The sequence below is a fragment of the Cellvibrio sp. 25HG11W-0 genome (assembly GCF_057815475.1).
The window spans coordinates 1,185,137-1,211,885 of the sequence record NZ_CM174230.1 but is presented as its reverse complement, the minus strand read 5'-3'; the positions used below and the strand labels follow the sequence as shown (position 1 = coordinate 1,211,885).

Below are 26,749 nucleotides of genomic sequence, written 5' to 3'. Positions count from 1 at the left end.
TTATTGTTCGTTTAAGTCACCCGCATCCTGTTCAATTAGGCTTAATAGACTCCCAGCCTGTGCATTTACCATAAAAGTAGCTATTCCCACTTTCAGATTTGAACCGCTAAAAGTGACACCCCATGGCTTTCAGGAAATGGCTAAAGTAGCCAGAACACCCATCACACACCCTTGTTTGTTACCCCCCACCCCAAATTTCGCCCTTAATCTAACGCACCAATACCCACTTTAGGCTGAGGCAGAAAGTAGATAGAGCCTCGCCTCACCCCCTAGGTTTAATAGCTTTATCTTCCGCGGGAAGATAAAGGCAAAAAATATTGCCATGCACAAACACGCGACACATTTACTTACAGCACAGACATTTTTACTTACAACACAACAGGTATCCAATAATGAACAATAAGAGACAACCTAAAACCTACCTCACCTATTTACTCGGCGGCCTCGTCAGCAGCCTGCTCTTTGCACAGGTTGCCAGCGCCGATGTAGCCCCCATATCCACCCAGGGCAATAAAGTGCTCTTTGGCGGTCAACCCGGCAGCATTTCGGGCAATAGCCTGTTTTGGAGCAACAACGGTTGGGGCGGCGAAAAGTTCTACAATGCCAATGCCATTAGCTGGCTCAAAAATGACTGGAACAGCAAGCTGGTGCGCGCTGCTATGGGCGTAGATGAAGGCGGTGGCTACTTACAAGACAAAGTCGGCAATAAGAACAAAGTAAAAGCGGTTGTGGATGCGGCTATCGCCAACGACATCTACGTGATTATCGACTGGCACACCCACCACGCCGAGAACTACCAACAGGACGCTGTCGCCTTCTTCCGCGAAATGGCGCAAACCTACGGCCAAAACAACCATGTTATTTACGAGATTTACAACGAACCGCTCAATGTCTCTTGGGGTGGCACCATTAAGCCCTATGCAGAAGCGGTGATTAACGCCATTCGCGCGGTCGACCCCGACAACCTCATCATTGTAGGCACGCCCAACTGGTCACAAGACGTAGACCAAGCCGCCAATAACCCTATCACCGGCAAAGGTAATATTGCCTATACCTTGCACTTTTATGCCAATGGACATCGCCAAGGCCTGCGCGACAAAGCCGCCTATGCATTAAGCCGCGGCCTTCCGTTGTTTGTCACCGAATGGGGCAGTGTTGAACCCAGCGGTGCAGGTAATGTCGACGCCAACGAAACCTGGGCCTGGGTCGATTTCATGAAGGCGAATGGCATCAGCAATGCCAACTGGTCGATCAATGACAAGGCTGAAGGCGCATCCGCACTCACACCCGGTGCGAGCGCTAACGGCGGCTGGACCAAAAACCAACTGACCACATCAGGCGCGTTATCCAAAGACATCACCTACGGCTGGCCCGCTCTCATTGACGGTGGCGACTCAGGTACCGGTACTTGCGCTGAAACTGGCCTAAACAGCCTGATTCAAGCTGAAGACTACTGCCGCATGTCAGGCATTCAAACTGAAACCACCAGCGACACCGGCGGCGGTAAAAATGTGGGCTGGATCGACCTAAACGACTGGATGACCTATTCCATTAATGTGCCCACCGCTGGCAACTACAAAGTCAGCTACCGCGTAGCCTCTAAAACTGAAAGCGGCTATATCCAGCTGGAATCAGAAGGCGGCGCGCAAACCTACGGCACCCTACAGTTTGCCGCCACCGGCGACTGGCAGTCTTGGGCGACCGCTTCCCACACAGTGAACCTACCCGCAGGCAAACAAAAAATCGGCCTTAAAGCACTCAGCGGCGGCTGGAACATTAACTGGATCAAAATTGAAGCGACCGGCAGTAGCTCAAGCAGTTCAAGCAGCTCAAGCAGCTCATCGAGCGCGTCACTCACTCCCATAGTGACCATGCAAGCGGAAAACTACAGCTACATGAGCGGCATTCAAGTTGAAAATACCAGCGATGTCGGCGGCGGCCAAAATGTGGGCTGGATAGATGCGGGCGACTGGCTCTCCTACGTCAACTCAGCGGTAAACATTCCTAGCACCGGCACCTACGAAATCGAATACCGCGTAGCCAGCCAAGGCAGCGGTGGCAGCCTGAACCTTGAAGAGGCCGGCGGCGCAGTACACGGCACCATCAGCTTCCCAGCAACGGGCGGCTGGCAGACCTGGAGCAGCGTAAAACACCGCGTAACCCTCAGCGCCGGCAGCCATAAGTTTGGCCTTAAAGCCAACACCGGCGGCTTCAACATCAACTGGTTCAAGATCAGCAAAGTTAACTAATTTCATGCAGTAAGCCTTTGGCCGCCTTAGGGCGGCTTTTTTATGCGCGCCTATAAAGTTCAAATTCAACGCCACTCCAGCTACTTCAAGCTAACTGTCATTTCCCCCAAGCCCTGCCCTCGCCCCTTTATTTAAAAACCTAACAACGCCATACCAAAAACCCATCACATTGATTTTATTGTGTTTTTTATTCTATCCCGCATCCCACTTATGCAACGACACAAGTGAGAAGCCTCAGTTTTGTGGGATATGTAAAAAACTGGAAGAGGGAAAGCTGCGCCAAAGGGATAGTAGTGGTGTTGCATTACACCTATGCAATAAGGCACCACCACTCTTATCGAATAATAAATAATTCCCTGGAGGAACTATGAGAACCAAACCGCTTGCACTCGCGCTGTTAACGCTGAGTGTTGCCTCTACATCGGCCATGGCCCTTGATTACAACGATGCCTACTGGAGCACCCCAAACTCAAACACTGACTTTGTGGATCACTTCAACGGCAACGCCCTCAACCGCAGCAAATGGTTAGTGGAAAAAGACATTTTCGTAAATGGCGAAGATCAGGACTACCAGGACGTGGAATACCCCGCCGCCGACTGGACTCTTCGCACGGGCCAAGACGACGCCGGTGCCCTTGACGGCAAAGTGCTCAACCTAAAAGCGCGCTATATGGACGGCCAAATTCAAAACTACTACGGTGGCACCGCCGGTCAAGGCAAGCCGCTGTTCATACGCGCTGGCCGTATAGAATCGCAAATAGCCGATGACTCCACCTTTGTGTACGGCAAGTTTGAAGCGCGCATAAAAATGCCCCCCGCGCGCAATGCCGAATTCCCCGCATGGTGGTTGTTAGGTAACTTCCCCGATGTCGGCTGGACCGCCTGCCAAGAGCTGGACATTATTGAGTTCACCGGCAACAACGCAGCAAAAGCACCGCAAACCCACTGGTCTGGTCCCTACCCTGCCTATGGCGGCAACCCCAACGGCACCACCTTTGCGCAGCTAGGCCTTAACCCTAGCAATCAATATGTCACCTATGGCGTGGTGAAAACCCCCGAGGCCGTAGACTTTTATGTGGATGGGATAAAAACCTACAGCTGGACCAAAGCCGATCGCGGCGACCAGCCCTGGCCCTACCTCACGCCTATGCGCATGATTTTGAACCACGCCATTACCCACACCGAATGGCCCGATGTCGGCAACTACAACAAGTTCAGCACCAATGCCAACATCGCCAATAAAACCGGCTACACCCGCGTAACCAATGGCGTTACTGAGTACGAATATATAGATACCGCCGCCATGGCTACCAATATCGGCCGCGCGGGCACCGACTTCTTGGTGGACTATGTGGCCCACTGGCCGCTACCCAGCTCTGACCCACTGCAAAAATATGTGGATGAAACCAAGAAAAGCTTCTTCCGCACCAGCAACAACACCAAGGGCTTCTATTCGCTAAAAGGCTGGATGGCGCCAGTTGCCGTTACCGCTGATGCCTACCTGCAAGAAGGCGACAACGCCCTGCGCGACAACAGCGCCAAAAATGCCGCCGATGGCTATGTAGGCTCTAAGTGGGCAACCCCGCGCGACGACAATATGCACTCGGTCACTATCGACTATGGCATGGACAAACCCATTAAATACTTCTGGATTGAGTGGGCCTGGAATTTGCCAAAGTCTTACGACATCTACGGCAAAACAGCATCCGGCAACTGGGAATATATTCTCAGCTCTGAGCAAAAAGCCGTGGGTTGGGCAACCCATACCTTTGATATCAACAAAAGCTATCGCTATGTAAAACTCGTCACCAAAGGTCGCATCGACAAATCAGAACCTATCTGGCTGCTCGAATTTAAAGCTTTTGAAGATGTCGCCAATGTCTACCCAAAACCGGCGGGCACACCAGTGGTTGACCGCGCGGTAAATGTGCTGGGCAATGGCAACTTTAGCGATGGCCTCAACGGCTGGAAAGGCGAAAACTACGATGGCGCCGGCGCCGCCTATGCAGTAGTAAATGGTGAAGCTCAGGTTACGGCGGCGGCACCGGGCACCGGCATTGGCTCCTATCAACTGCACACCCAAGGCTTCGGTTTACAGCGCAACTATCGCTACCAGGTTTCCTTCCGTGCGCGCGCCGCCAGTGCCCGCAACATCCAACTGCGGCTGTCAGAAGATCAACTAAACCCATCGGCGGCAGGCACCTATTTGCTGCAAACAGTTGCGCTTGGCACCAGCATGAGCAACTACAGCTTTAACCTGGATTTCACCGCTGGCGACAATGCTGGGCGCTTAGCATTTTTGTTCGGCACCATGGGCAATGCGAGCGTTACGCTCGACGATGTGGTGATTAAAGAAATCGCCTACATAGGCACCGGTGAACCTCTAGTGCCCGCTATTTCTGCCACTAATCTCAGTGGCGCAAGTGCCGGTTGGGAAACCGAATGGTGGGGTGTAGCGGCGCGCGCGGTGGACGGCTCAACCGGCAACAAAGCCAGCGGTAACGACGGCGAATCGGAAGGAAAAGATTTGTGGGTAAGCGTGCACATTGACGCCAACTATGAAGTGAAAGAAGTGCTTATTGCCGGCGATAAATCAGCGCCGCGCAGCCTCGATCAATTCAAAGTGGAATACGGCACCAACAACACCCCCCTCATGAATTGGACCAACAGCAATGCCGATGGCAGCTACGAAAGCTTCACTAACTTCAGCAGCCTACCGCCCGCCAATGAGCGCAACTTCCGCTTCTGGTTCCGCCCGCCAGCGGGTCAACTGGTCGAAGTCGCCGACGTGCAATTGATGGCCGTGGATTTAAAACCCCATCGCATTTACACCATCAACTTAGATGGCGCAGGCAGCATCGCACCGGCGGGCACCATTCGCTACAGCAAAAACAATAGTGACTCGGCGACTTACACTTTCACACCACCCGCAGGTCAACAAGTAGCTAATGTGATTGTGGACGGCGTTTCACTGGGCGCGATGAACAGCTACAGCTTCAACGCGATTGCCGCGAGCCACACCATTGCGGTGTCCTTCACTGGTTCAGTGCCAGCCTCATCGGTGGCCAGCTCCAGTGCACCATCCTCAACGCCATCTAGCCTAAGCAGCTCTAGCGCACCGGCGTCGGTACTGGTATCACAAGGTCGTCCGGTTACCGCCAGCACCAGTATTATGCCGGCCACCAACGCGGTCGATGGCAATGCCGGAACTCGCTGGGAATCCAACCACGGCGTAAGCCCGAGTTGGATCATGGTGGACTTAGGTTCCAATCGCAACCTGACCCAAGTCGTTATCGATTGGGAAGCAGCAAACGCGGCGGATTATCAAATTCAAGGCAGCACCAACGGCACCAGCTGGACGAATTTGAAAACCATCACCGGCGGCACCTTTGGCAACCGCACCGATACCAACGCAGTGAGTGGCAGTTATCGCTATGTGCGCGTTTACGCCACCGCGCGCAGTGAGGGCAACAACTGGGGCTATTCGATTTTTGAAGTGAAAGTCTTCGCCCAAAGCGCAGCAGCCAGCAGCAGTTCTTTATCCAGCACCGCAACGCCCGCACTCTTAACACCAGTGAGCGCAAACGCGAGCACGGCGTTAACGGCAGCAAGCAATGCGATTGATAAAAACGCGGGAACTCGTTGGGAATCGGCGCACGCCATTGACCCAAGTTGGATTAGCTTAGATTTAGGCAGCGCAAAAACTCTGACCAAAATTGCCATCGATTGGGAAGCAGCCAACGCGGCGGCCTACACGGTGCAGGGTTCAAATGACAATGCCAATTGGACCAACATCGCCAGCAAAACCGACGGCACCTTTGGCACCCGCACCGACAGCCTCACACTAAACGGCAACTACCGCTATGTGCGCATTAACGCCACCGCGCGCAGTGCAGGCAACCAATGGGGTTATTCAATTTGGGAGGTGAGAGTTACGGGGAACTAGATAAACGAACCCACGTCAGTTACCGAGTCATCATCACTCCTGCTGTTACTGCTCGGTATCGCCGGAGTTTTAGTAGGCCGAAAAACCAAAAAAGCCTGATTGCCAGCAATTAGAACGCCCCAGCTTTGCCGCCACCAAGCGATTGGTAGCGGCGTTTTTGTTTTTGGGGTAGATTGCGCTACCCAATAACGTAGGCAGCGTGTGAGCCTGCAACCCACAGCATGACCATATCGTAGCAAAATAGACTTTATCAAGCAGGGCTTAGGAACGAGATAGGCATTCCCCTAACTGCGCCGAAGACTGCCAAACTAAAGGTAAATTAAAGAAACTTGCCCACGCTTCAATCCGGCAGATACAATCTATCTACCTAATAACTGGTTAGCAGCCAAAAAGGCTCACCTACAGTTAAACCGCTAAGCAACTTTGGTTGAATAATGACAGACCAGCAAAACACTCACCTACACAGAGTCAAAATCAAGGGCTTCAAATCAATAAAGCAGCTCGACTTGACTATGGGTTCCATTAACATCTTGATAGGTGCAAATGGAGCGGGAAAATCAAATTTCATTTCTATTTTTACATTTTTACGCCAGTTGTCTGACGGTAAACTTCAGTCTTATATAGAGAGAAATGGATTTGCGAATACCTTTTTCCATTTTGGAGCAAAAAAAACTCCTAAAATGATGATAGAACTAGACATAGGAAATAATGGTTATCATGTCGAATTTGTGCATGGAGAGACAAATGACGCCCTAGTTTTTGACAATGAACATTGCACATTCACCGGCTCATCGAGATTATTTAAAGTTAAAGGAAAACTTGGTGAAAGCGGACTAAGACCAGATGCCGAAGCAGATAGCTTGTATGTGAAAAAATACACTCGTCAATATATGCAAAAATGTCGTGTATACCACTTTCACGATACAAGTCCTACAGCAGGATTCAAACAAGCACAAAAACTAAGTTCAAGCTTTTCGCTCCTTTCTGACGCCAGTAATCTGGCGCCATTTTTGAAATATTTAAAAACTCATCACGCTACAAGCTATGAAGAAATCGTTTCTGCCATCCAAACAGTAACTCCATTTTTTCATGATTTTTACCTAGAACCTCAAGGCGAAGAAGGTGATGAATCAGTTTTGCTTCGATGGCTCCATCGAGAGCATGATGCACCCTTTTCCGCAAATCAATTATCCGACGGCACTGCACGCTTTATCTGTATGGCTACATTATTTCTCCAGCCAGACTCGAGCAAACCTAGCACAATTGTATTAGATGAACCTGAGCTAGGTTTACACCCTGCAGCTTTAGATGTGCTAGCCGAAATAATAAAATCCGTATCCAAAAAAACGCAGGTAATTTGTTCAACGCAATCTGTTGCATTCGCGAATCGATTCGAACCTGAGGATTTCATTGTGGTTGATCAAAAAGACGGCGCATCCACTTTCAAAAAACTAGAAAGGCAAGCACTTGAACACTGGCTGGAAGATTATGGCATGGGCGACATATGGACTAAAAACCTCATCGGAGGAAGACCAGAATGGTAAGAATAGGGATTTCCGTAGAAGGAGCAACTGAAGAGCGTTTTGTTAAAGTAGTTCTGGAACCACATTTATCAGCCAAAGGAATATATGTCACGCCCGTCTCCCTCAGCGGCAACATAAGCGTGGATAGGGTCAAACATGAACTCAAGCATTTAGTGCATAGTTTTGATTATACAAGTACCTTCTATGACTTCTATGGTTTTAAGCATAAAGAAGCTTTAGAAACAAAAGTAACTTTAGAACAGAAAATTCATAGCGCAGTTGATGAAAAACACAAACACAAACTTATCCCTTATATACAAATGTATGAGTTTGAAGGGCTTTTATTTTCCTCGCCAGAAGCTATTGCCGCCCAATTACAGGACGAAAAGTTGCATGAATGGGCTAGCGCCATATTACTAGAATTTAATAACAATCCCGAATCAGTCAACAACTCAAAAGAAACGGCGCCATCAAAACGACTAGAAGCCAATACAATTTACAGAAAAACTACTCATGGCCCCAATATCGCTAAAGAAATCGGCCTTGATAAAATGAGAGCAATGTGTGCGGGCTTTAATGAATGGCTATCCAAGATCGAAACTCTGAGCTAGTTAACCCCCAAATTATTTGGATTTAGTGCCCATCGTTATACCAAAAGCAATATTGGTCTCTATGTAATTGCAAACTCAGCAAACCAGATGAGGAATTTAAAAATACTGTTTTCAGAAAGCAGTATATTAGAATGGGAAATTGGCTCTGTAGGCTATAAAAAAAACTATATTTTATATTTTATATTTTATATTTTATGGGCTATGGTAAATCCATATTTAGCCACCAGGAAACATCAAGACAAACAGTTAATTTTAAGAAAAACATTTAAGCGATATGTGTATAGCGTTGCAGAAGAGCAAGAAACCCTAACACCCACTAAACCTTACCGGCTGCCAATTTCGCAGTAATTTTGATTCAGTCGTTCACGCTCAAAAATAATAGGTATGCCAATTATCTACCAAGGCAACTGCCATTGCGGCGCGATAAGATTTGAAATGGAAGCACCGGGCGAAGTGGAGGTCGAGAACTGCAATTGTTCGATTTGCAATATGACCGGCTTTTTGCATTTGATTGTGCCGCAGCGCAACTTTCTGCTGATCAGTGATAAAGACAATCTCACCACTTACACCTTCAATACCGGTGTAGCAAAACACAAATTCTGCAAAATCTACGGCATAAAACCCTTTTACATTCCGCGCTCAAATCCAGACGGGGTAGATGTCAATTTACGCTGCTTAACCACACAACCCAAAACGGTAAAAATTGTGGGCTTTGATGGGAAAAATTGGGAGCAACACGCGCACACCATTGCGCATAAGAGCAAGTAGGTTGGGCCGGGCCGCGTAGGCTGAGCGCAGCGATGCCCAACATGACCATCTTGCAGCCACATCACAAAGCAACAATAAGCATCGCCAAACAGAGCTGGGCCGCATAGGCTTAAGCACGCCTAGCCAAAATCCGCGCGCGTTAACATGCAAACACAACATCAAAAAGATTTTACTTGTGCTTCGCCTTCCACGCCTGAAACTCCGATGGGCGCAAACCATAACGGGCTAATACGCCTTCATGCAGGCGTCGCAACTCATCCAGAATCAAGGCTCTTACACTACCCCTATCTTCTTTTTTAACCTCTTTCACTACTAAGGCATCCACCAATACCAGTGGATCTTTCTTGGGTTGCTTAACCACAGCTTGCATGGCTTGTTTTATTAATTCGCGATGCGCCAACCGCAGCGGGTCAGGTTCAGATAAATTTTGTTTAATGGCCAAATATTCTTGCGTAGAGCGCTCGTAAGCCCACACATACAAATCGCGCAACAATTCCACGCGCGTCATTTCATAAACACCAATAGTCGCGCGACTATAAGCTTGTTCTGGCACATCCAAAAATGTGAGCGGGCATAGGTTAGCGCGAAACAATGGCAAGTTGGCAGCGAGGCGGGATGTGCGCTTGTTTATATCGGCAAAAGGCTGCAAATAAGGTAAATGCACCATCACAAAAAAAGACTGCTCAAAGGGATCGGTAATTTTATTGACCTTATCTAATATCACATCCAACAATTCATCGATTTGTTGCGGTGCCGATAAAGGGCGATAAACACTCAAACCAATATCCACCGCATGCTGGCGAATACGCCCTTCATCAGCAGGGTTAGACAGTAAATTTTCCGACAAAGAGCTGTGTAAATTCATTAACAGATAACGGTTTAATTTTAGCTCTCCGGCATTTTCCACCAGCAATTCAATGGCGGTTTTATGATTGAGAATCATCTGGGTTTCAAGCGCCGCTTTACCTTGTGCCGCATGACCTTTTTCAATTAACTCAACCGTATCCAAACGCGAATAGGTATTCCCCTCTAAATGACTGGATGCCCAAGACAGATCGATCAAGAGGCGATTTAAAATAGCGCGGCTATAAGTACCTGCGGGCGCAGCCATATCAATAGTATTACCCATGCGATGCAACTGCCTGCGCAGCGCTGCAGAAAGGTAGTGGGTTTTATTAGGTTTGTAGGCCAGCAAAAAATCTCGCTCATAGCCTACTGGCTTGCGCGCGCTCAATGGCTGGTTTATGTAGGCAAGAATATCGCGACTATCCGCCGACAACGGAATATGCGCGGGGAACACATCCGCATCGACAAGGCGAGCGCCTACAGCCAAATAGCGCCGCCCACGCCCCTCGCCCACTGGCGCAATTCGCCCTTCATCAATTAATTGCGCCAACCACCGCTGCACTGAACGCCGCGCCAAATCGGGGTAATCCTGCAGAAAAGCCGCTATATTCAGGCCACTTTCGGATTTCTCAATGGATTCGAACAGCTTTTCTATAGTAGACATGGCGCAATTACGCTCTCAGAGTGAAAATATTTGGCGCAATTATGGCGCAATTAACCTAATTGCGCCAACATTTGGCGCAATTAGGTTAACCCGCAATAGCATCCCCCAAGGGTAATAGATTCACCCCTACCCCCCCCAGCGATGCCACTGCGATTTGCGCCATTTATAATCACTAACTCGAACACAGGGCGATTACTTTTGAAGAAGTGCCGCTCAGCGTTACACAAATGCAAGAGCCTATTGGTTTCACTCAAGTTGCACACTTTATAGGCGTAGGCAGAAAGTTCGATCGTTGGTTTGATGTGGGCTATTGGCAGAAAGCCTTATAAAGGGCTACTCGCCCCTCTGCCTAAACTCAGTCGGGGTAATGCCCACCATGCGTTTAAAAAACCTATGGAAAGCCGAGGGGCTGTTAAAGCCCGCCTTGTAGATAATTTCTAAAATTGTTTCGTCTTTATATTCAGGTGAAAGCAGCAGGCGTTTAGCCTCTTCTACTCGGTAGCGGTTAATAAATTCAAAAAAGTTGGACTGATAATGCATTTTCAAAATGGCCGAAATATCGCGCGGTTTTAACCCTACCAACTCTGCAAAACGTTCCAAGTTAACATTGCTCTCCAAGTAGATTTTTTTGTCGCTCATGGCCTTATCAATAATCTCAACCTTGTAATCCATCTTACTGGGCTGCACCGCCTTAGCCGCAGGAATCACCTGATCGCTGAGCAGCTGGCGGGTGTTGATCAAGCCAAACACAAACAGGCCATTCACCAGTACCACGGTCAGGTAATTATCAATAATCCCTAAGGTATCGCTCACCGAGGCGCTCACAAAGCCCTCCAACAAATAGGCCAAAAGCGACCAGAGCCAATGCACGCAAAAGCCGGCCAGCACCGCATCCGCCAATTTAATTTCAGACTCGGCAATAGAGGAGTAATGATGTTTCAAGTTTGCGCGCAGACGATACTCCGCCACCACGCAGGCAATGATATAAGCCAAGGGCGACAGCTTTACCAAGGCCCACACAAACGCGACGGCCATTTCTCCCGCTCCAGTCATATGGTTTGATGGCTGCCAGGCAACACTGCTGACCTGAAAAAACAGCAGCACCGCAAGGGCGCTCAACGCGGGCACAAGATGCGCAAGGTTCACCCAGCGCAGGACGTTTATCTGTTGCGAGAGCGAGCGCAAATAAAAATAGAGCACCGGCCCCTGCAGCAGTAAACAGCAGGCAAGCACTACCACCACTATGGGCGTTTGGTTGAGCGCAACGGTTTGTAAATCGCCGTTCCATACAATCAAGGTACTGGTTAACACCAGCGCAATTAGCACAAAAAAAGCTGACAGAATTCGCCGCGGCTGAAGCTGCTTAGCGGGCAACAGATTCAATAACACTGCAAGACAACAACACTCTAAGGCGGTTAATACCAACACCAGATCGTGAATATTGAGAAAATTTGTTTTCATTATGGCTTTCTCATTTGGATGCGCATCCAAGAACCCGTTAAATCTACAGCATTATTTAATGCCCGAGCGCCGCATTAAGTACACAGTACAGATTCACCCGCGCCGTAAAAAACCGCAGTAAAAACGTTGCAGGACTTGAGTGGAATTATTAATTTTCAATTGGCTCAAGGACTTAGCCAAGTGATGAAGATTATACTAGCAGAGAATAAACATGGCGGACTTAATTGCTAGGTAAAGGAATATTAAGCCAGCAGATCAAGCCCCACTTTAATGAACGCCTCCAAACGAGCGCAGATTACAATTAGGCTAAATCTACCAAATCCTGCCAAAAGTAAATTTTGCCCGCCAAATCCGTCCCACAATGCCCTCAGAACACCAATAAAAGTGCAACTACACAGGAGCAAAGCTCCTACTTTACCCAATAACGCAAACTGACTAAGCAGCCACTTGCGCAAGCAGTTATGTTGAGACTACTTAGCACCGCAGCTGTGAACTTACAGGCAGACGCTATAACACCAATAATTGCCTGAATGTTTACCCCATTGGCGTCACCCCGCCGCCTGTGAGCGCTCGCTAAGTAGCTTACCCAACTAATAACTAACCGCTTTTAACTCTGGAGGCTTCCATGCCACTCGCTGTTAACCACCCTATACGCCTAATCTATTCGCTCTTACTCAGCGGCGGCTTAGCCCTAGCCTCCGCCTCGGGTTCTGCCGCCATTTTCCAAGCCGAAGACTATTCCGCCGCCTTTGATACCACACCCGGCAACGCGGGCAATGTGTATCGCAGCCAAAATGTAGACATTCAAGCCTGCAGCGACAGCGGCGGGGGCTATAACGTCGGCTGGATCGAAGCCAGCGAGTGGCTCAGCTTTAACAACCTCGTTATTCCCACCAGCGGCGACTATATGATTAAGGCGCGGGTTGCCAGCCCCACTGGCAGCGCCATGACCGTAGACTTAAATGCCGGCGCGATAAAACTCGCAGACCTAACCCTGCCCAGCACCGGCGGCTGGCAAACATGGAACACGGTTACCAAGGTCGTTAAAATTGATGCGGGCACCTACAACCTTGGCGTTTACGCCACTAGCGGCGGTTGGAACTTCAACTGGATAGAGATCGTTTCCTGCCAAAACGCCGACTGCGGCCTAGCGGTTCCCGGGCGAGTGGAAGCCGAACAGTACAGTCGCTTTTTTGATACCACTAGCGGCAACACCGGCGGCGCCCTGCGCACTGACAATGTCGATATTGAAGTCACCTCCGACTCCGGCGGCGGTTACAACGTGGGCTGGATAGCACCCACCGAAACCCTCGGCTACAACATCAATGTAGCCATGAGCGGGCGCTACAAAATCACCGCGCGCACCGCCACCCCCAACGCGGGCAAGTTCTTTCGCCTAAAACTCGACGGCAATGATCTAGGCCAGCGCCTTGAGCTGCCCAATAGCGGCGCTTGGCAAAACTGGCGCGATACCAGCATAGAGGCGCCGCTCACTCAGGGTGTGCACCAGCTGGAAGCCTATTTCGACACTGGCGACTTCAACCTCAACTACGTGGATTTTGACTACCTAGGCCCGATTGAACCGCCCTCTGACTGGAAACTGGTGTGGTCCGACGAGTTCAGCGGCAACCAATTAGATTTGAGCAAGTGGAGCAGAACCATAAGCGGCGCCGGGGGCGGCAATAGTGAGCTGCAGTACTACACCGACCGCACGCAAAACAGCTATGTCTCTAACGGCAGCCTAAAACTGGTTGCGCTGAAAGAGACTTACACCGGCCCCGATGGCACCAAGGCCTATACCTCCAGCCGTTTAGATTCGCGCAACAAAGGCGACTGGGCCTATGGCCGCTTGGAAGTCAGCGCTCGCTTACCCTACGGCCAAGGCTTATGGCCCGCCATTTGGATGCTGCCCACGGACAACGTCTATGGCAGCTGGGCCGCCAGTGGCGAGATCGATATTATGGAAGCAGTAAATACCCGCGCCGCCGGTGGCAACGATGTGCACGGCACCCTGCACTACGGCGGTGTTTGGCCCAACAATACCCACACTGGCCAGCCCTACACCCCCACTAGCTCCATAGTGGATAACTTCCATCAATATGCGGTGGAGTGGGAGCCGGGCGAAATTCGCTGGTATGTGGACGGCAAACTCTATCAAACCCAAAACGCCTGGCACTCCGGTAATGCCAATGCCAAATACCCAGCCCCCTTCGACCAGCGCTTCTACATGATTTTGAATCTAGCCGTGGGCGGCAACTGGCCGGGCAACCCCAATAGCGCCACCCAGTTTCCGCAAACCATGGAGGTGGATTATGTGCGGGTATTCCAAAAAACGACCGGCGCGAGTTCTAGTGCTGCCAGCTCCTCCAGCGCAAGCAGTTCCAGCCCCAGCGCGAATCCAGTATTGAAGGTGATGAGTTATAACGTGCGCACCACCCCCGCAGGAGATGAGGGCGAGCGTTTTTGGGACAATCGCAAAGCCGAACTGGTGCGCGCTATCCAAACTCAAACACCTGAAATCATTGGTTTGCAAGAAGCCACCAGCGAGCAACACGACTACATAAAAGCCGGGCTTGGCGGCAACTGGGGTTCCTCGCCCTTACGCCAAATTGTCTATCGCCGCGACCTGTTTGAAGTGGCGCAAAGTGGCGTTGTTGAACTGGTGGCCGATGTTTGGGGTAAGCGCAGCAGCGAGTGGCTAAAACTGCGCCGCAACAGCGATAAGCGCGAGTTTTTGTTCTTCAATAATCACTGGGGTGTAGACGGCAACTCACAGCAGGGCTCCGCCAATATTTTGCGCGATAAAGTGGGCGGCATTAACCAAAACTGGGCGCTACCCACGATTTTACTAGGCGATTTAAATGCGCCCCCGGGCAGCGGCCCCATCAACACCCTTGCCAACCAAACCCCACTGCAAAGCCAGTTTAGCGGCAACACCTTTAACGGCTGGAACACCAGCGCCAATGTACAGTTGGATCATGTGTTCACCAGCAAATTGACTAAAATCAGTTGCAATGCAATCAGCTATCGCGAGGGCACCACACCGCCGTCAGATCACTTCCCCTTAAGCTGTGAGCTAAAGCTGCAATAGGTTTTAATCGCACAAGATAAATGCTCAAAGAAAGCGAGGTTCGTTCATGAACTCTCGCTTTTTGCGTGGCCGCGACACAGGGTAAAGGGTGATGATATTAATACTCAACCATCTATCGCCATGATGTAAGCACTATTTAACCAAATGTGTTTTGCGGTATTCGGTGGGAGTCACACCCTCCAATCGTTTAAAAAAACGATGAAATGCAGACTGACTGTTAAAGCCCGAGCGATAAATAATATCTAAAATTGTATCCTGTGCGCACTCAGGTGAAGCTAAAAGACGCTTGGCCTCATTGACTCTGTGACCATTAATAAACTCAAAAAAGTTTTGCTTATAATGGTTATTAAGCAGCGCCGACAAGTCGCGCGGTTTTAAGTTGATCTGTTCTGCAAAACGCTCCAAGTTCACCTGACTTTCAAGATGCAGCCGTTGCTCGGTTATACCTCGCTCGATGAGCTTTAATTTAACCTGTTGATCTGACTGCTCAGGCTTTTTTGCATCCTCTGTATCCGGCGCCCCCATGGCCCCTTCAAACAATTCACGCGTATTGTAAAGCGCAAATAAAAACAAACCATTCACCAAAACAACCGTAAAGTAATTATTAAGGATCCCCATTAAATCATTCATGGTTGGGCTAAGATAATCACCTAACACATACCCCACAAACGACCAGATCCAATGCACAAAAAAGCCGCCTAGAATAATCTCAGCCCAGAGCAATTCCCGAGTCGAAAGCGTTGCATAATGCTGTTTCAACTGCTGACGCAAACGGAATTCCGCATAAAAGCACGCCAGCACATAAACTAAAGGCAAGCACTTTACCAATGCCCAAACCCATTGCAGTGCCAGTAATTGTGCAGGGGGTAAGCTTGCCCAGTTCCACGGCAGCCAAACAGTCACATCAATCCCAAAACCTACAATCAGCCCTGCAACCAACATAGACGGCAACAAATGAATCAGGTTGCGCCAGTGCAACAATCGCAGCTCCATTGAAAGGGAGCGCAAATATAAATAAAGTACAGGCCCTTGCAACAACAAACACACAGATAAAATCAAAGGCAACATAACCCAATGCGCGGGCGCTAACGTTTGTAAGTAACTATTCCAAATCATCAGCGTAGTTGCCAATGTCCCCACAACAAGCATAAAAAAAAGTGCTAATAGCTTACGTGGCTGCGCGCGACTACGCGGCAGGAGTAAAAGTGCTGCACACAAAAAAAGTGTTTCTACTATGGTAAGTAAAAGTACTATTTCATGTAGATTTAAAAATGTTGATTTCATTATTGTGATCTCACTACCGCACACGACCAACATGCGGTTACCGTAGATAAACGAAGGCAGACACTATACGCTATCCGCATAAGTGCAATATCTACTACTTACCATAGCTTACCCATTATCTTTTCATAAAAAGCTTGCGCATGAACAGCTATCACATGAACAATTTTTATATAAATGACTTTTCGATCTTCACGTCATAGGATTGAAATTACGGCAATACAACCAACATCAACACGAAGATCGAAACCCATACAAATATGAGGCCAGCTCAATCGCGAAAAAACTTACTTACTTTTTCTAAAGACACAATTTTTTGCATATTCGCTCGCATCATTCATCGTCCAATCCCCCTTAGGGGTTGCATCCATCTTTTCACACCATTCAGGACTACCCACCTTAGGCGCACACGCCTGCAACACCAAACAAGCTGCGCCCAACACTACTAATTTCTTTAATTGCCCCATCATCTCACTCACCCTTTATCACTATGTAAACAGCCAAATTCCAGTCAGTAAAACTAACACAATCGCAGCCAAGCCCCAACTCGAAGGATTCGTGTAAGTAACTAATGTTTAACAAAATATAAAAAAACTCCACTTTTTAGGTGGAGTTTTTTTATTCATTTAACCGCGACTTGAAGTAGTTGGTGTGTGCTCACACCTGCACTAGCTTAATCCCAATTAAATGCAGAGGCACTAGCACCAACTCCCGCAGGAACCGTCAATAACGGAGAAACTGCATACATTTTAGCGAGGCCGACGCAACCTACTCCACCATATAAGCCACCAAGGCCCATAGTAGCTGAGGTTCGTGAGGTATACCCACAGCCATCGGTGGCGGCATCCGTACCACCTAATGTGTCATCATTTACACCCATACTGTTTCCTAAAGAGTCTGCCCCTGTGTATACCTGAGTTGGTCCAGCTGAAACCCCGGCTTCATCGTAAGCAATAGCCGTTGAAAGGGTGCCGTCTAATAAATCAGCGCGGTTATTGGCGAGAAGGTCGCCGTTGGTGTTGTAAATGGGACGGGTCGTATCTGCAAATAATGACAGTGTTTGTACGGTACCGTCATCATGAGCAAGCCAGGCTTGCCAAGTAAGGGTAGGGTTGTCAGTACCCTTAATGGAGCTAAGATCGGCGGCAGTATTTACAAAGCTATTAAAGCCCGCTACCGATAGATTGCCGGGGGTGGTAGTTGATGTGGCAAAGATAATATAGAACTGACTGCCCGGTGCTAAGCCTGCCGGTATAAGGGCTGCAGGAGCATCTAGCGCCTGTGCCATTGGAGCCAATACAAGACAGGCAATACTGAGTAATTTTTTCATGCTTGAAACCTTTTTATGATGAATTATGTGATTTTTGTGGGCTACCAGATAAAAATTTGCAAACCTTACGTGAGTATTTAATGGGTTACTAGCAGCAAGATATTACGCAACGCAGGCATACATACATACATACATACAAGCACACTAAACGAATAAACTCACCTTGCTTAACCTGCCGTCGCGTAGATATGCGCGGCAACAAACCCAGTGTTGTACAACGCACCTTCCCCCCCCTAGAACAGCTCACTTTTCCACTCAAACATGGAAAGGTGCAAAACTTACCCGAACTATAGGCCAGATCCATGCCACCAGCAGCAACCAAGCTAAATAAATATAGCGTTATTGAAAATATGTCCGCAAACCTGCCGAAAAGTGAATAATTAACCAACCGCAGCCATACACAAGAAACAAAAAAATGCCGAAGCTAACAACTAGCTTCGGCATTTTTTACGGCAAGGTCTAACTAAATATTAGCTGTTGCGCTGGCGCACCGCTTCAAACAAACAAACACCCGTCGCTACCGACACATTCAAACTGCTAACGGTACCCGCCATAGGAATATTGATAAGGTGGTCGCAGGTATCTTGCGTTAAGCGCCGTAAACCATCGCCTTCTGCGCCCATTAAAATGGCGATAGGTCCGGTGAGATTCGCTTGGTAAACCGATTGCTCTGCTTCACCCGCCGCACCAAACAACCAAATGCCTTGATCTTGTAATTTTTTCAAGGTGCGCGCCAAATTTGTAACCGGCACCAAGGGTAAAACCTCCGCAGCACCGCAGGCAACTTTACGTGCAACAGGCGTGAGGCCCGCCGACTTATCCTTAGGCATTATCACGGCGTGCACACCTGCCGCCTCAGCCGAGCGCATACAGGCGCCCAAATTATGGGGGTCGGTAACGCCATCAAGAATCAACAAAAAGGGGGGGACATTAAGACCTTCAATGAGCTGAAATAAAAATGCTTCATCATGAGTCTCGCCTGGTTTACATATGGCCACAACACCCTGGTGATTTTCATCACCCGCCATTTCATCGAGTTTGCTGCGGCTCAACACTTGGCAGTGAATGTCATTCACTTCCGCGCCATTAATGATTTTTTGCAGACGCTGATCGGTGCGCCCCTGCAGAATAAAAATTTCTAAAATGCGCTGAGGCGCACTCTTAAGTAATGCCTGTACTGAATGCAGGCCAAAAATATTTTCACGCTTCAACTCATCAACCCTTCGAATCTATACAACAATAATGTTAACGTAAAAAAACCACCCTAGTCTTTTACCGCTCCGAAGGGAGCGACTTAGCTGCAGATGCCGCCACCTCTTCCGCACGCTCTACGCGCACCTCGGCCATAAGCTCGCCCTGCAACCAGCGATTAATCCGATTGCGTAGGCTTAACCACCTTTCTTTTAGCAGTAACCTTCGGCGCTGGAGTGACAGGCGATTTCTTTGTAGATTTCGCCGCTGTTGGTTGTACTGTTGTTGGCGTTGTTTTGCCTGCATCTTTTTTACCTTTAGGGGCATTTATATCACCTGCTACTGCCGCTGTGGCTTTTACTTTTACGTTCGGCTGTGCCGGAGCTTTTGTTTTGATTTGTTGTTTTTGTGTGGTTTCATTGGCTGCTTTACGCGCTGCACGCGACAGCTTAGGTGCGGGGACCGCGACCTTAGCCGCGCCAACTTTAGCTGCCGATTTTACTCCTGCTTTAGCCGGAGCTTTTGCAGCAACCTTTTGGGCAACCTTAACTACTGCCGCTTTAGGCGAAGCAGAAGCCTGAGTGCGCACCGCCTTATCCACCGCCGCCTTTGCCGCTGCTAGTTTTTTCTCTGCCGAGCTAAGTGTTGCAGCTGGTTTTTTACTGGCTGCAGTTATCACCTTAGGTGAGGCAACTTTTCCTGCCGCTTTAACCGCTTGCACTTTTTTAGCAGCAGGCTTTTTAACATCTGCAGCTTTACTGACAGCAGCTGATTTAACAGCAGTAACTTTAGCTGCGCTTGCTGTAGGCGCTGCTGTTTTAGATACGATTGACTTTGATGCAACCGCTTTTGCCTTAGAAGATGCCGCTTGCGATTTTGGTAAAGCAGCTTTTAGCGCGGGTGCTTTTATTGCTGTACCCACTGCCTTTTTAGCCTTAACCGTTTCTACAACCTTAGCCGCAGCATCAGCCAAGGGCGGCAGTAGTGGTACTTGCTTCGTCATGGGCGCATTGGCATGTTTCGGTGCATTCTTACCGCCCGTTTTACGCCCACCTTTACCGCGTGCAGCCGCTTTAGGCTTAACAGATGATTTGGGCTTGCGTACAGCGCCCACACCTTCCAATTCAAAATCAATTTTTCGATTATCTAAATCAACACGTACAACACGCACTACCAACTCATCGCCCAAACCAAATACTTTACGCGTGCGCTCGCCCACAAGGCGATGCTGCGCAGGCTCAAAACGATAGTAATCATGGGGCAGTGCGGTGATATGAATCAAACCTTCAACATATAAGTCATTGAGCTCAACGAACAAACCAAAACCGGTTACCGAACTGATATGACCATCAAAAATAGCGCCCACTTGATCGCGCAGGTATTCACACTTCAGCCAACTCACCACATCGCGTGTAGCCTCATCGGCGCGGCGTTCAGTACGCGAACATTGCTCGCCAATAGTAACGACATCATTCACTGAGTAAGGATAAATTTTACGCAGCGGAATTGGCTTAGCAGTATCAACACGGCGCACATGTGTACTCGGAGTTTCACTGCGAATGACCGAGCGAATCGCACGATGTACCATCAAGTCGGGGTAGCGGCGAATAGGCGAGGTAAAGTGAGTATAGGCTTCGTAACCTAAACCAAAGTGGCCATGATTTTCTACTTGGTACATCGCTTGACGCAAGCTGCGCAGCATCACGGTTTGAATCATATTGGAATCGGCGCGCCCTTGAATCGACTGCATCAATTGCTGGTAATCACCCGAACTGGGTTTATCGCCACCGGCCAAACCCAAACCCAATTCAGATAAGAGAGCGCGTAAATTCGTTAGCTTTTGATCCGTAGGGCCTTCATGCACACGATAGAGGCCAACTAAATTGTGTTTCTCTAAAAATTTAGCCGCGCTCACGTTTGCACAGAGCATGCACTCTTCAATCAACTTGTGCGCATCATTGCGTTTTACGGGCACTATGCGTTCAATTTTGCGTTCATCGTTAAATTGAATACGCGTTTCTACGGTTTCAAAATCAATCGCACCGCGTTCATCGCGCGCTATACGCAAACATTTATACAACTTATGCAACAATTCAAGCTGTGGCACCACAGCAGAATATTCAGCGCGCAATGCCTCTGACTCAGTGCCGCTACCGGTAAGAATTTCACCCACTTTGGTATAAGTAAGTCGTGCATGTGAGTACATCACGCCTTCATAGAATTGGTAGCCAGTAATGCGCCCCGCATCACTAATGTTCATTTCACACACCATACACAGGCGGTCGAGATGAGGGTTGAGCGAACAGAGGCCGTTAGACAGAGCTTCAGGCAACATAGGCACAACATAATCGGGGAAGTACACCGAGTTGCCGCGCGCGCGCGCTTCAATATCTAAGGCGCTTTCAACTTGTACATAGTGCGACACGTCGGCAATCGCCACATATAAGCGCCATCCACCTTTGCGTCTTTCACAGAGCACCGCATCATCGAAGTCGCGCGCATCCTCACCGTCAATCGTCACAAACGGCAAGTGACGCACATCTACGCGATGCAATTTATCCTTCGCCAACACCTCGGGCGCAATTTTTGAAGCTTCGATAGAAACGTCTTCTGGCCACTCATAGGGAATAGAGTGGGCCTGAATCGCCAACTCTATTTCCATGCCGGGCGCCATGTGATCACCCAACACTTGGAGCACGCGACCCATTGGCGGGCGATTTTTATCTGGCTGCTGGGTAATCTCAGCTACGACTATCTGACCGTGCGCCGCGCCGCCATAGCTGCCGAAAGGAATCATTATATCTTGGGTAATGCGCGCATTCTCGGGGCGCACAAACTGCAGGCCGTCTTCATTAAAAAAGCGCCCTGCTAACTGCTGCGTGTTGCGCTGTAATACTTCAACAATAGCGCCCTCTTCCTTACCGCGATACTGCTCGCCCGAAAGGCGCACCAGCACCTCATCGCCATCAAACACCTTGCGCATCTGGCGATTGTGCAAATAAATATCATCTTCGCCATCAGGGCGAATCACAAAACCAAAACCATCGCGATGCCCTTGCACTCTGCCCCGCACTACCGCAATTTTATCCAAACGCACATAAGCATCGCGGCGATTACTAATTAACTGGCCATCGCGCGCCATGGCGATCAAACGGCGGCGCAGTGCCTCGACTTGATCTTCATCGCTCAGCTTGAGCATCTCGCACATCTGTACATGAGTGATCGGCTGGTCGGCCGTATCGAGCAAATCCAAAATGAATTCGCGACTGGGGATAGGGTTTTCGTATTTTTCGGCCTCACGGGCCGCGAAGGGATCGCGCTGCGGGGATCGTTTTTTGCTCAAAATAAGTGTCCTTTAAGGGAAATTGGTGTGCGGAAAACCTCCGCAATGGCGCAATTATAGGGCAGCGCGCATGACAAACCCACTAATACCCTGTTTAGCCATAAAATAAAATAGCTTTATCCACAACTAGCCGTTGACAAGCCAAAGGCCGATATTTATAGTGCGCGGCCTCAGCTACCGCTGATTATGCCCAGATGGTGAAATTGGTAGACACGCCAGCTTCAGGTGTTGGTGACGCAAGTCGTGGAGGTTCAAGTCCTCTTCTGGGCACCAAAGATTTAGAATTCGCGCTCCAACGGCCTTATAGACCGTTTAGAGCGCGAATACTCTAATAACCCGCTCTACTTTCCCCAAGTTCTTTGTTAGGTGTGACACTTTGGTGTGTATCCCAAAGGGATTCGCACATGCCTGCACCAACCTACTTAGCTATAGATAGACATGGCGGATTCTTATTCCGCATTAAGATACCGATCCACCTTCTCCCTCTGTTTGCTGGGAAAAAGGCGATCACAAAATCCCTTAAAACCTATCATCGCCCCACTGCATTAAAACTTGCCAGACGCTATGCATCTCAGGCTGATGACCTTTTTACTAAGCTACAAATGAAACCAAACTAGAGCTTATTAATGGTGTCTTAGAAGGGGCACAGATTCGCACCTTACAAGCGATAGCTAAAGCGTTTACCGACACCGGCAAGGTTCGCTTTGATGGCCATGATGGGGTTTTTGCGGTAGGTGTTTAAACTCGGTCAAACTTGGGATCTAGTTCTCTAGGCCAGAAGAAACCTTTAATGCAATTGGAATTGCGGATAGCAATTTGAATATGAGATTTTTCACGGAAGCCTGCCCCAGGGTATGCCTCCTCTCCCTCTTGGAATACTCCTCTCACCGAGTCAAAAGGCTGCATTTCATCGACGCTTTCATTTAGATGATGATGCAACTCAATAATTGCCCGATCTAAATGGCGCTTTAGTTTGTCGGCACCTACAGTGTTTTGCGGGAGAGGGGTTCCTGTAATCTCCATCAGATTTACAAGAAGAGGGTAGGTGTTCTTTAGGTTATCAATGTGATGCTTCTCAAGCAGATTAAAGCAATGACCAAGGTCTAGTACTGCACCTACAACAGCCGGGTTATCTTTTATATCGTGTCTTTTAATGTGCTCTTGTACGTATTCAAGGGCTCGTTCTGGGTTGTTTTCCCAAAAGTACATGCCTGAACCAAGCCAGTCATAGTTATTGCTACTAGCTTTAAATTTCATTCCACCAGAAACCAAAGCTTCTGCCCTAGTTTTTGTGCAACCGTGAAAGCCTATTAGTAGTGCGGGATATGAGCGGTACACCGAGCGGATTACTCGGTGCGATATGGTTTGGCCAGTTTGCCATTAGCAGCAAGGATGCCTGCTCGCTTAAGTATCTTGATCGCTTCAGCTTTGGTGCCTTCAGCTTTGAATCGCTTAACCTCTGCACGTATAGACTTACCTAAAGCTTCTGCTTGACGTTGTTCGGTGCTTTTAAGAGTACGTGTAAGAGTACGTGCGTTCATATAAGTATCCAGTAGGGCTGTAGCAGTGCAAAAGGTGCAACTGAATCTATTCGTGCAAATCTGTAAGTTAAGAGTCTAAAACTTGCCGTAAGTTTAATGTTTCACAGAGCCAAGACTTATAGCGTTATGACATCGTGTAAGTTGGCCCATCTGCAAGGTAGTATAACTATAGAGTAATGTATCTTTTATGAGTAGCAAATGCTATAGGATTACATTGGACGCTAATAGATTTAGTAGTACAGCATGCAGGGCTATAGTGGTACAGCATTCTGTACCATGATGTCCCCTTCTATTGGGTGTAGCAGGGGAACAGTATTTGGGGAACTTTTAGCAACTTAATGTTATATAAATCAACAGCTTGAAAATCGTCCTCCACATTCCCCACGTAAAAAAGCAGGTAGCTGGTATCCGCCCTAAATATAACTAATCCCCCCGCCCCCTAATGGGGTGCTATTGGCGCGCTATGTTCCACGGTATAGCGAGAGCAAAAGATGGCTAACAGATTTATAGTGATTAGCTTTTTTTGAAAGTTAAGTTGGCTTCGAGTTGTTCCAATTACCTGGCATTAGTCCACGTGGGGTGGGGTGGGTTTAAACCTTGGAGGGGATTAACTGGACACCGCACCCTCAGGCATATTTTTACGTGAGATGAATTGAAAGGAAATTCACCACCTAGGGAGGGGTGGGTAAATATCTAGGGCTGCTATGGGCCTGACCGCCGCTTTAGTCCCGCGTTTACGACAGGTGAAATTTTAGAGGGGGGAGGGTAACTTATATTGGGGTTTAGCGCACTAAAAAGGCGATGGCCTGTTTTAATTATTCCTATCTAAAGATATTAGTCCGATGCTCTTAATGCTGCCCTGCAGCTACCAGGGGGGCGTGCTAGCTGTGAGGATGAATGCCAGCCCTGACCGCACCCTATCTCACGCGCAGAAAATCTCCCTATTAACGGATTTTGTTAAGTGTAGGTGTTAACTGATTAACTAAATGCAAGGAGGTACCCCCACCCTTTAGGTTCTTCCCCGTGGGTTTCAACTTACGGAGCCGCCGCCCGCACAAAAGCGCCAAAGATGATCAGCTATAGGGGGTTGTAGTGGTAGTTGGGAGATAAGCGTCTCAAAAGCGGCTGAATATGAAAATAATTAAAAATATTTTTCATGGCGTTTACTAAGCACCCCCAGATAGGGGGGTAGCGCAATACACTTGACGGTATCAGTGGCGGTATCCATCTAAAACAGCAATATAATTATTATTTATAATCAACAAGTTATTAATGAATTTCAAGTCCTCTTCTGACCATTTATAGGTATGAGCTAGTCTCACACAGTCCGAGAACCCGCTAATTTAGCGGGTTTTTGCGTTTTTAGACTCCAATGATGTCCAGCTAAGCCTCTTTCAATCCCACTTTTTTGTTGGTATCAAGATTTAACCTCGAACACCGAATGCTGGCAACTTGCTTTGCGACTCATAAAAAAACAAAAACTTTGGGCGTAGGCGTTTTCCGCGTCTTAGTTTAAAACAAGCCAGAATTGCCCGCGATGACACCAAAGAAAAACCCGCCAAAAAAATTAAACCTATCACTCGATAAAAAAAGAAAATTCAAACAATAATTAACCGCTGTCAACACCATTAAAGCCATCAGAGAAAAGATACGCATTTTACGCTGCAATAAACTGGACCATTCGCACAGTTCAACCGCAAAGATATTTCAAATTGTTTTAGGTAAACATAAAGTTTTGTTTTGGATGATCGAGGAAAGGAACCTCGCACACACTTTCATGGGGTAATCGGGGCATTTAAAAATCGTAAATTCGCATATCAGTGAAGCTTACCAAGCCAAAGGTTATACCACCAAAAAGAAGTAAAGCCAGTGGTCTCCGGCGCGGTTCCTTATGCAGACAATCAAGGAACCTGCCTTACTATCCGCTTCACTCAACATCACAACCATCAATTTCTACAAGTACATAAAGCCGACTTTATATAAAAAGTGGTCGTTTAAAAAGCAGTCTCGCTACAAACAAGGTATCAGCGCTAATCCACTAATTCCGCAGATATCTTATCCACTGCAACCCGTAAACGTTCCAACACACGCTCGGGGGTCACGGAGTGAGATTTGATGAAAATAAAGGGTACTATTACTACCGCTATGGCACCCTGATTGCCCATGATGGGCATACAGAAATCCGTTACCCCATCAACAAAATCGCTCGGCTGTTGCACTGAGCCCATTTCCGCAGCCTTGCGCGACTTCATTAAAAAGCGCTCGATGCGTTCCAAATCTTCTCCCGCTGAAAGCACAGGCAACCAACTGGCTTGCACCTCAGGCTTAGACAAGCCGTAAAGCAGAGTGCCCGAATGGGTGTCAATTAGGCGACGGCGATAGCCGATACGCACTGAAAAGCCTAAATCCATGGGGCTTTCCAAACGCGCCACCACCACAATTTGATCGCCCGAGGGAACGGTTAAATGACAGGATTGACCCAGCTCTCGGCTCAGTTCTTTCATCACTGGCAAGGCAATTTCTAGTAGGGTTTTTGCCGAACCCTGCGCTATCCCCAAGGTGAACAGTTTGCTAGTTAACACATAGCCATCGCGGCCATCGGGGGATGGCGCTATATAGCCGCGAAACTCCAGCGCCAATACCATGCGGAATAGCTCGCTCACTGAGCGCCCTAACGTTGCCGCCATTTGTGATGTGGTCATTGGGTTTGGGCTGCGCGCTAATAGTTCTAGTACGTCCAGGCCTTTTTCGAGGGCCGGGGCGCGATATTTACGCTCAGCCTCATCAGTATTTTCACTATCTTTTGTCGGTAAATCGGTCTTTGCGGGGGAAGTCATTGCGCCTCTCTTATTAAACCTATTGTTGTGTTACATGTTGTATTTCTTATTGTTTGTCGCAAGTTTA

At 48.5% G+C, this 26,749-nt stretch carries 17 protein-coding genes, 1 tRNA gene and 1 pseudogene; 9 read left to right on the top strand and 10 right to left on the bottom strand.

Annotated elements, in window-relative coordinates; translation table 11 throughout:
* Positions 1-392 precede the first annotated feature (392 nt).
* The 6 genes from AC0KUT_RS05000 (at position 393) to AC0KUT_RS04975 (ending at position 9,097) form a co-directional block, all read left to right on the top strand.
* A complete protein-coding gene (locus AC0KUT_RS05000; protein ID WP_488834016.1) occupies positions 393-2,249 on the top strand; it encodes a carbohydrate-binding protein in 1,857 nt (618 codons plus the stop codon).
* A 367-nt stretch (positions 2,250-2,616) separates the two neighbouring features.
* Positions 2,617-6,195, top strand: a complete 3,579-nt coding sequence (locus tag AC0KUT_RS04995; RefSeq protein ID WP_488834015.1) for a discoidin domain-containing protein — start codon at positions 2,617-2,619, stop codon at positions 6,193-6,195.
* Positions 6,196-6,294: a PEP-CTERM sorting domain-containing protein gene (locus tag AC0KUT_RS04990; protein ID WP_488835650.1), complete on the top strand. Its 99-nt coding sequence runs from the start codon at positions 6,196-6,198 to the stop codon at positions 6,292-6,294.
* 335 nt (positions 6,295-6,629) lie between these two features.
* On the top strand, positions 6,630-7,739 hold the full coding sequence (locus AC0KUT_RS04985; protein ID WP_488834014.1) for an AAA family ATPase: 1,110 nt from the start codon (positions 6,630-6,632) through the stop codon (positions 7,737-7,739).
* Positions 7,733-8,329: a DUF4276 family protein gene (locus AC0KUT_RS04980; RefSeq protein WP_488834013.1), complete on the top strand. Its 597-nt coding sequence runs from the start codon at positions 7,733-7,735 to the stop codon at positions 8,327-8,329. The genes AC0KUT_RS04985 and AC0KUT_RS04980 overlap by 7 nt, the downstream gene beginning before the upstream one ends.
* A 384-nt stretch (positions 8,330-8,713) precedes the next feature.
* Positions 8,714-9,097, top strand: coding sequence for a GFA family protein (locus AC0KUT_RS04975; RefSeq protein WP_488834012.1), 384 nt, complete (start codon positions 8,714-8,716; stop codon positions 9,095-9,097).
* A gap of 169 nt (positions 9,098-9,266) precedes the next feature.
* Here AC0KUT_RS04975 and AC0KUT_RS04970 read toward each other — a convergent pair whose 3' ends face one another.
* Positions 9,267-10,607: a Fic family protein gene (locus AC0KUT_RS04970; RefSeq protein WP_488834010.1), complete on the bottom strand. Its 1,341-nt coding sequence runs from the start codon at positions 10,605-10,607 to the stop codon at positions 9,267-9,269.
* A gap of 333 nt (positions 10,608-10,940) precedes the next feature.
* Positions 10,941-12,068, bottom strand: a complete 1,128-nt coding sequence (locus AC0KUT_RS04965; protein ID WP_488834008.1) for an AraC family transcriptional regulator — start codon at positions 12,066-12,068, stop codon at positions 10,941-10,943.
* A 625-nt stretch (positions 12,069-12,693) separates the two neighbouring features.
* Here AC0KUT_RS04965 and AC0KUT_RS04960 point away from each other — a divergent pair.
* A complete protein-coding gene (locus AC0KUT_RS04960; protein WP_488834006.1) occupies positions 12,694-15,159 on the top strand; it encodes a carbohydrate-binding protein in 2,466 nt (821 codons plus the stop codon).
* A gap of 132 nt (positions 15,160-15,291) precedes the next feature.
* On the opposite strand, the gene AC0KUT_RS04955 is transcribed toward AC0KUT_RS04960, so the two are convergent.
* From AC0KUT_RS04955 to rnr, 5 genes and pseudogenes are all read right to left on the bottom strand, one after another.
* Positions 15,292-16,443 carry an AraC family transcriptional regulator gene (locus tag AC0KUT_RS04955; RefSeq protein WP_488834004.1) on the bottom strand — a complete coding sequence of 384 codons (1,152 nt, stop codon included), beginning with the start codon at positions 16,441-16,443 and terminating at the stop codon, positions 15,292-15,294.
* 284 nt (positions 16,444-16,727) lie between these two features.
* The gene (locus tag AC0KUT_RS04950; protein WP_488834002.1) at positions 16,728-16,910 is read right to left on the bottom strand and encodes a DUF3012 domain-containing protein; all 183 of its coding nucleotides are present in this window, start codon (positions 16,908-16,910) and stop codon (positions 16,728-16,730) included.
* Between the two features lie 203 nt (positions 16,911-17,113).
* Positions 17,114-17,770, bottom strand: a complete 657-nt coding sequence (locus AC0KUT_RS04945; RefSeq protein WP_488834001.1) for a hypothetical protein — start codon at positions 17,768-17,770, stop codon at positions 17,114-17,116.
* A 470-nt stretch (positions 17,771-18,240) separates the two neighbouring features.
* Entirely contained in the window at positions 18,241-18,981 is a 741-nt protein-coding gene (gene rlmB, locus AC0KUT_RS04940) for a 23S rRNA (guanosine(2251)-2'-O)-methyltransferase RlmB (protein ID WP_488833999.1), read from the bottom strand.
* A 749-nt stretch (positions 18,982-19,730) separates the two neighbouring features.
* Positions 19,731-22,304 (bottom strand): annotated as a pseudogene (rnr, locus tag AC0KUT_RS04935) (ribonuclease R); the annotation flags it as partial.
* Positions 22,305-22,492: 188 nt separating this feature from the next.
* On the opposite strand from rnr, the gene AC0KUT_RS04930 reads away from it, so the two are divergent.
* Together AC0KUT_RS04930 and AC0KUT_RS04925 are read left to right on the top strand one after the other, a co-directional pair.
* Positions 22,493-22,577 (top strand) — tRNA-Leu (locus tag AC0KUT_RS04930).
* A 131-nt stretch (positions 22,578-22,708) separates the two neighbouring features.
* Complete coding sequence (locus AC0KUT_RS04925; RefSeq protein ID WP_488833998.1) at positions 22,709-22,921, top strand: DUF6538 domain-containing protein; 213 nt, start codon at positions 22,709-22,711, stop codon at positions 22,919-22,921.
* A gap of 121 nt (positions 22,922-23,042) precedes the next feature.
* On the opposite strand, the gene AC0KUT_RS04920 is transcribed toward AC0KUT_RS04925, so the two are convergent.
* From AC0KUT_RS04920 to AC0KUT_RS04910, 3 genes are all read right to left on the bottom strand, one after another.
* The gene (locus AC0KUT_RS04920) at positions 23,043-23,561 is read right to left on the bottom strand and encodes a hypothetical protein (protein ID WP_488833997.1); all 519 of its coding nucleotides are present in this window, start codon (positions 23,559-23,561) and stop codon (positions 23,043-23,045) included.
* An 89-nt stretch (positions 23,562-23,650) separates the two neighbouring features.
* Positions 23,651-23,845 carry a hypothetical protein gene (locus AC0KUT_RS04915; protein ID WP_488833996.1) on the bottom strand — a complete coding sequence of 65 codons (195 nt, stop codon included), beginning with the start codon at positions 23,843-23,845 and terminating at the stop codon, positions 23,651-23,653.
* A gap of 2,030 nt (positions 23,846-25,875) precedes the next feature.
* Complete coding sequence (locus tag AC0KUT_RS04910; protein WP_488833995.1) at positions 25,876-26,682, bottom strand: IclR family transcriptional regulator; 807 nt, start codon at positions 26,680-26,682, stop codon at positions 25,876-25,878.
* Positions 26,683-26,749: the final 67 nt, after the last annotated feature.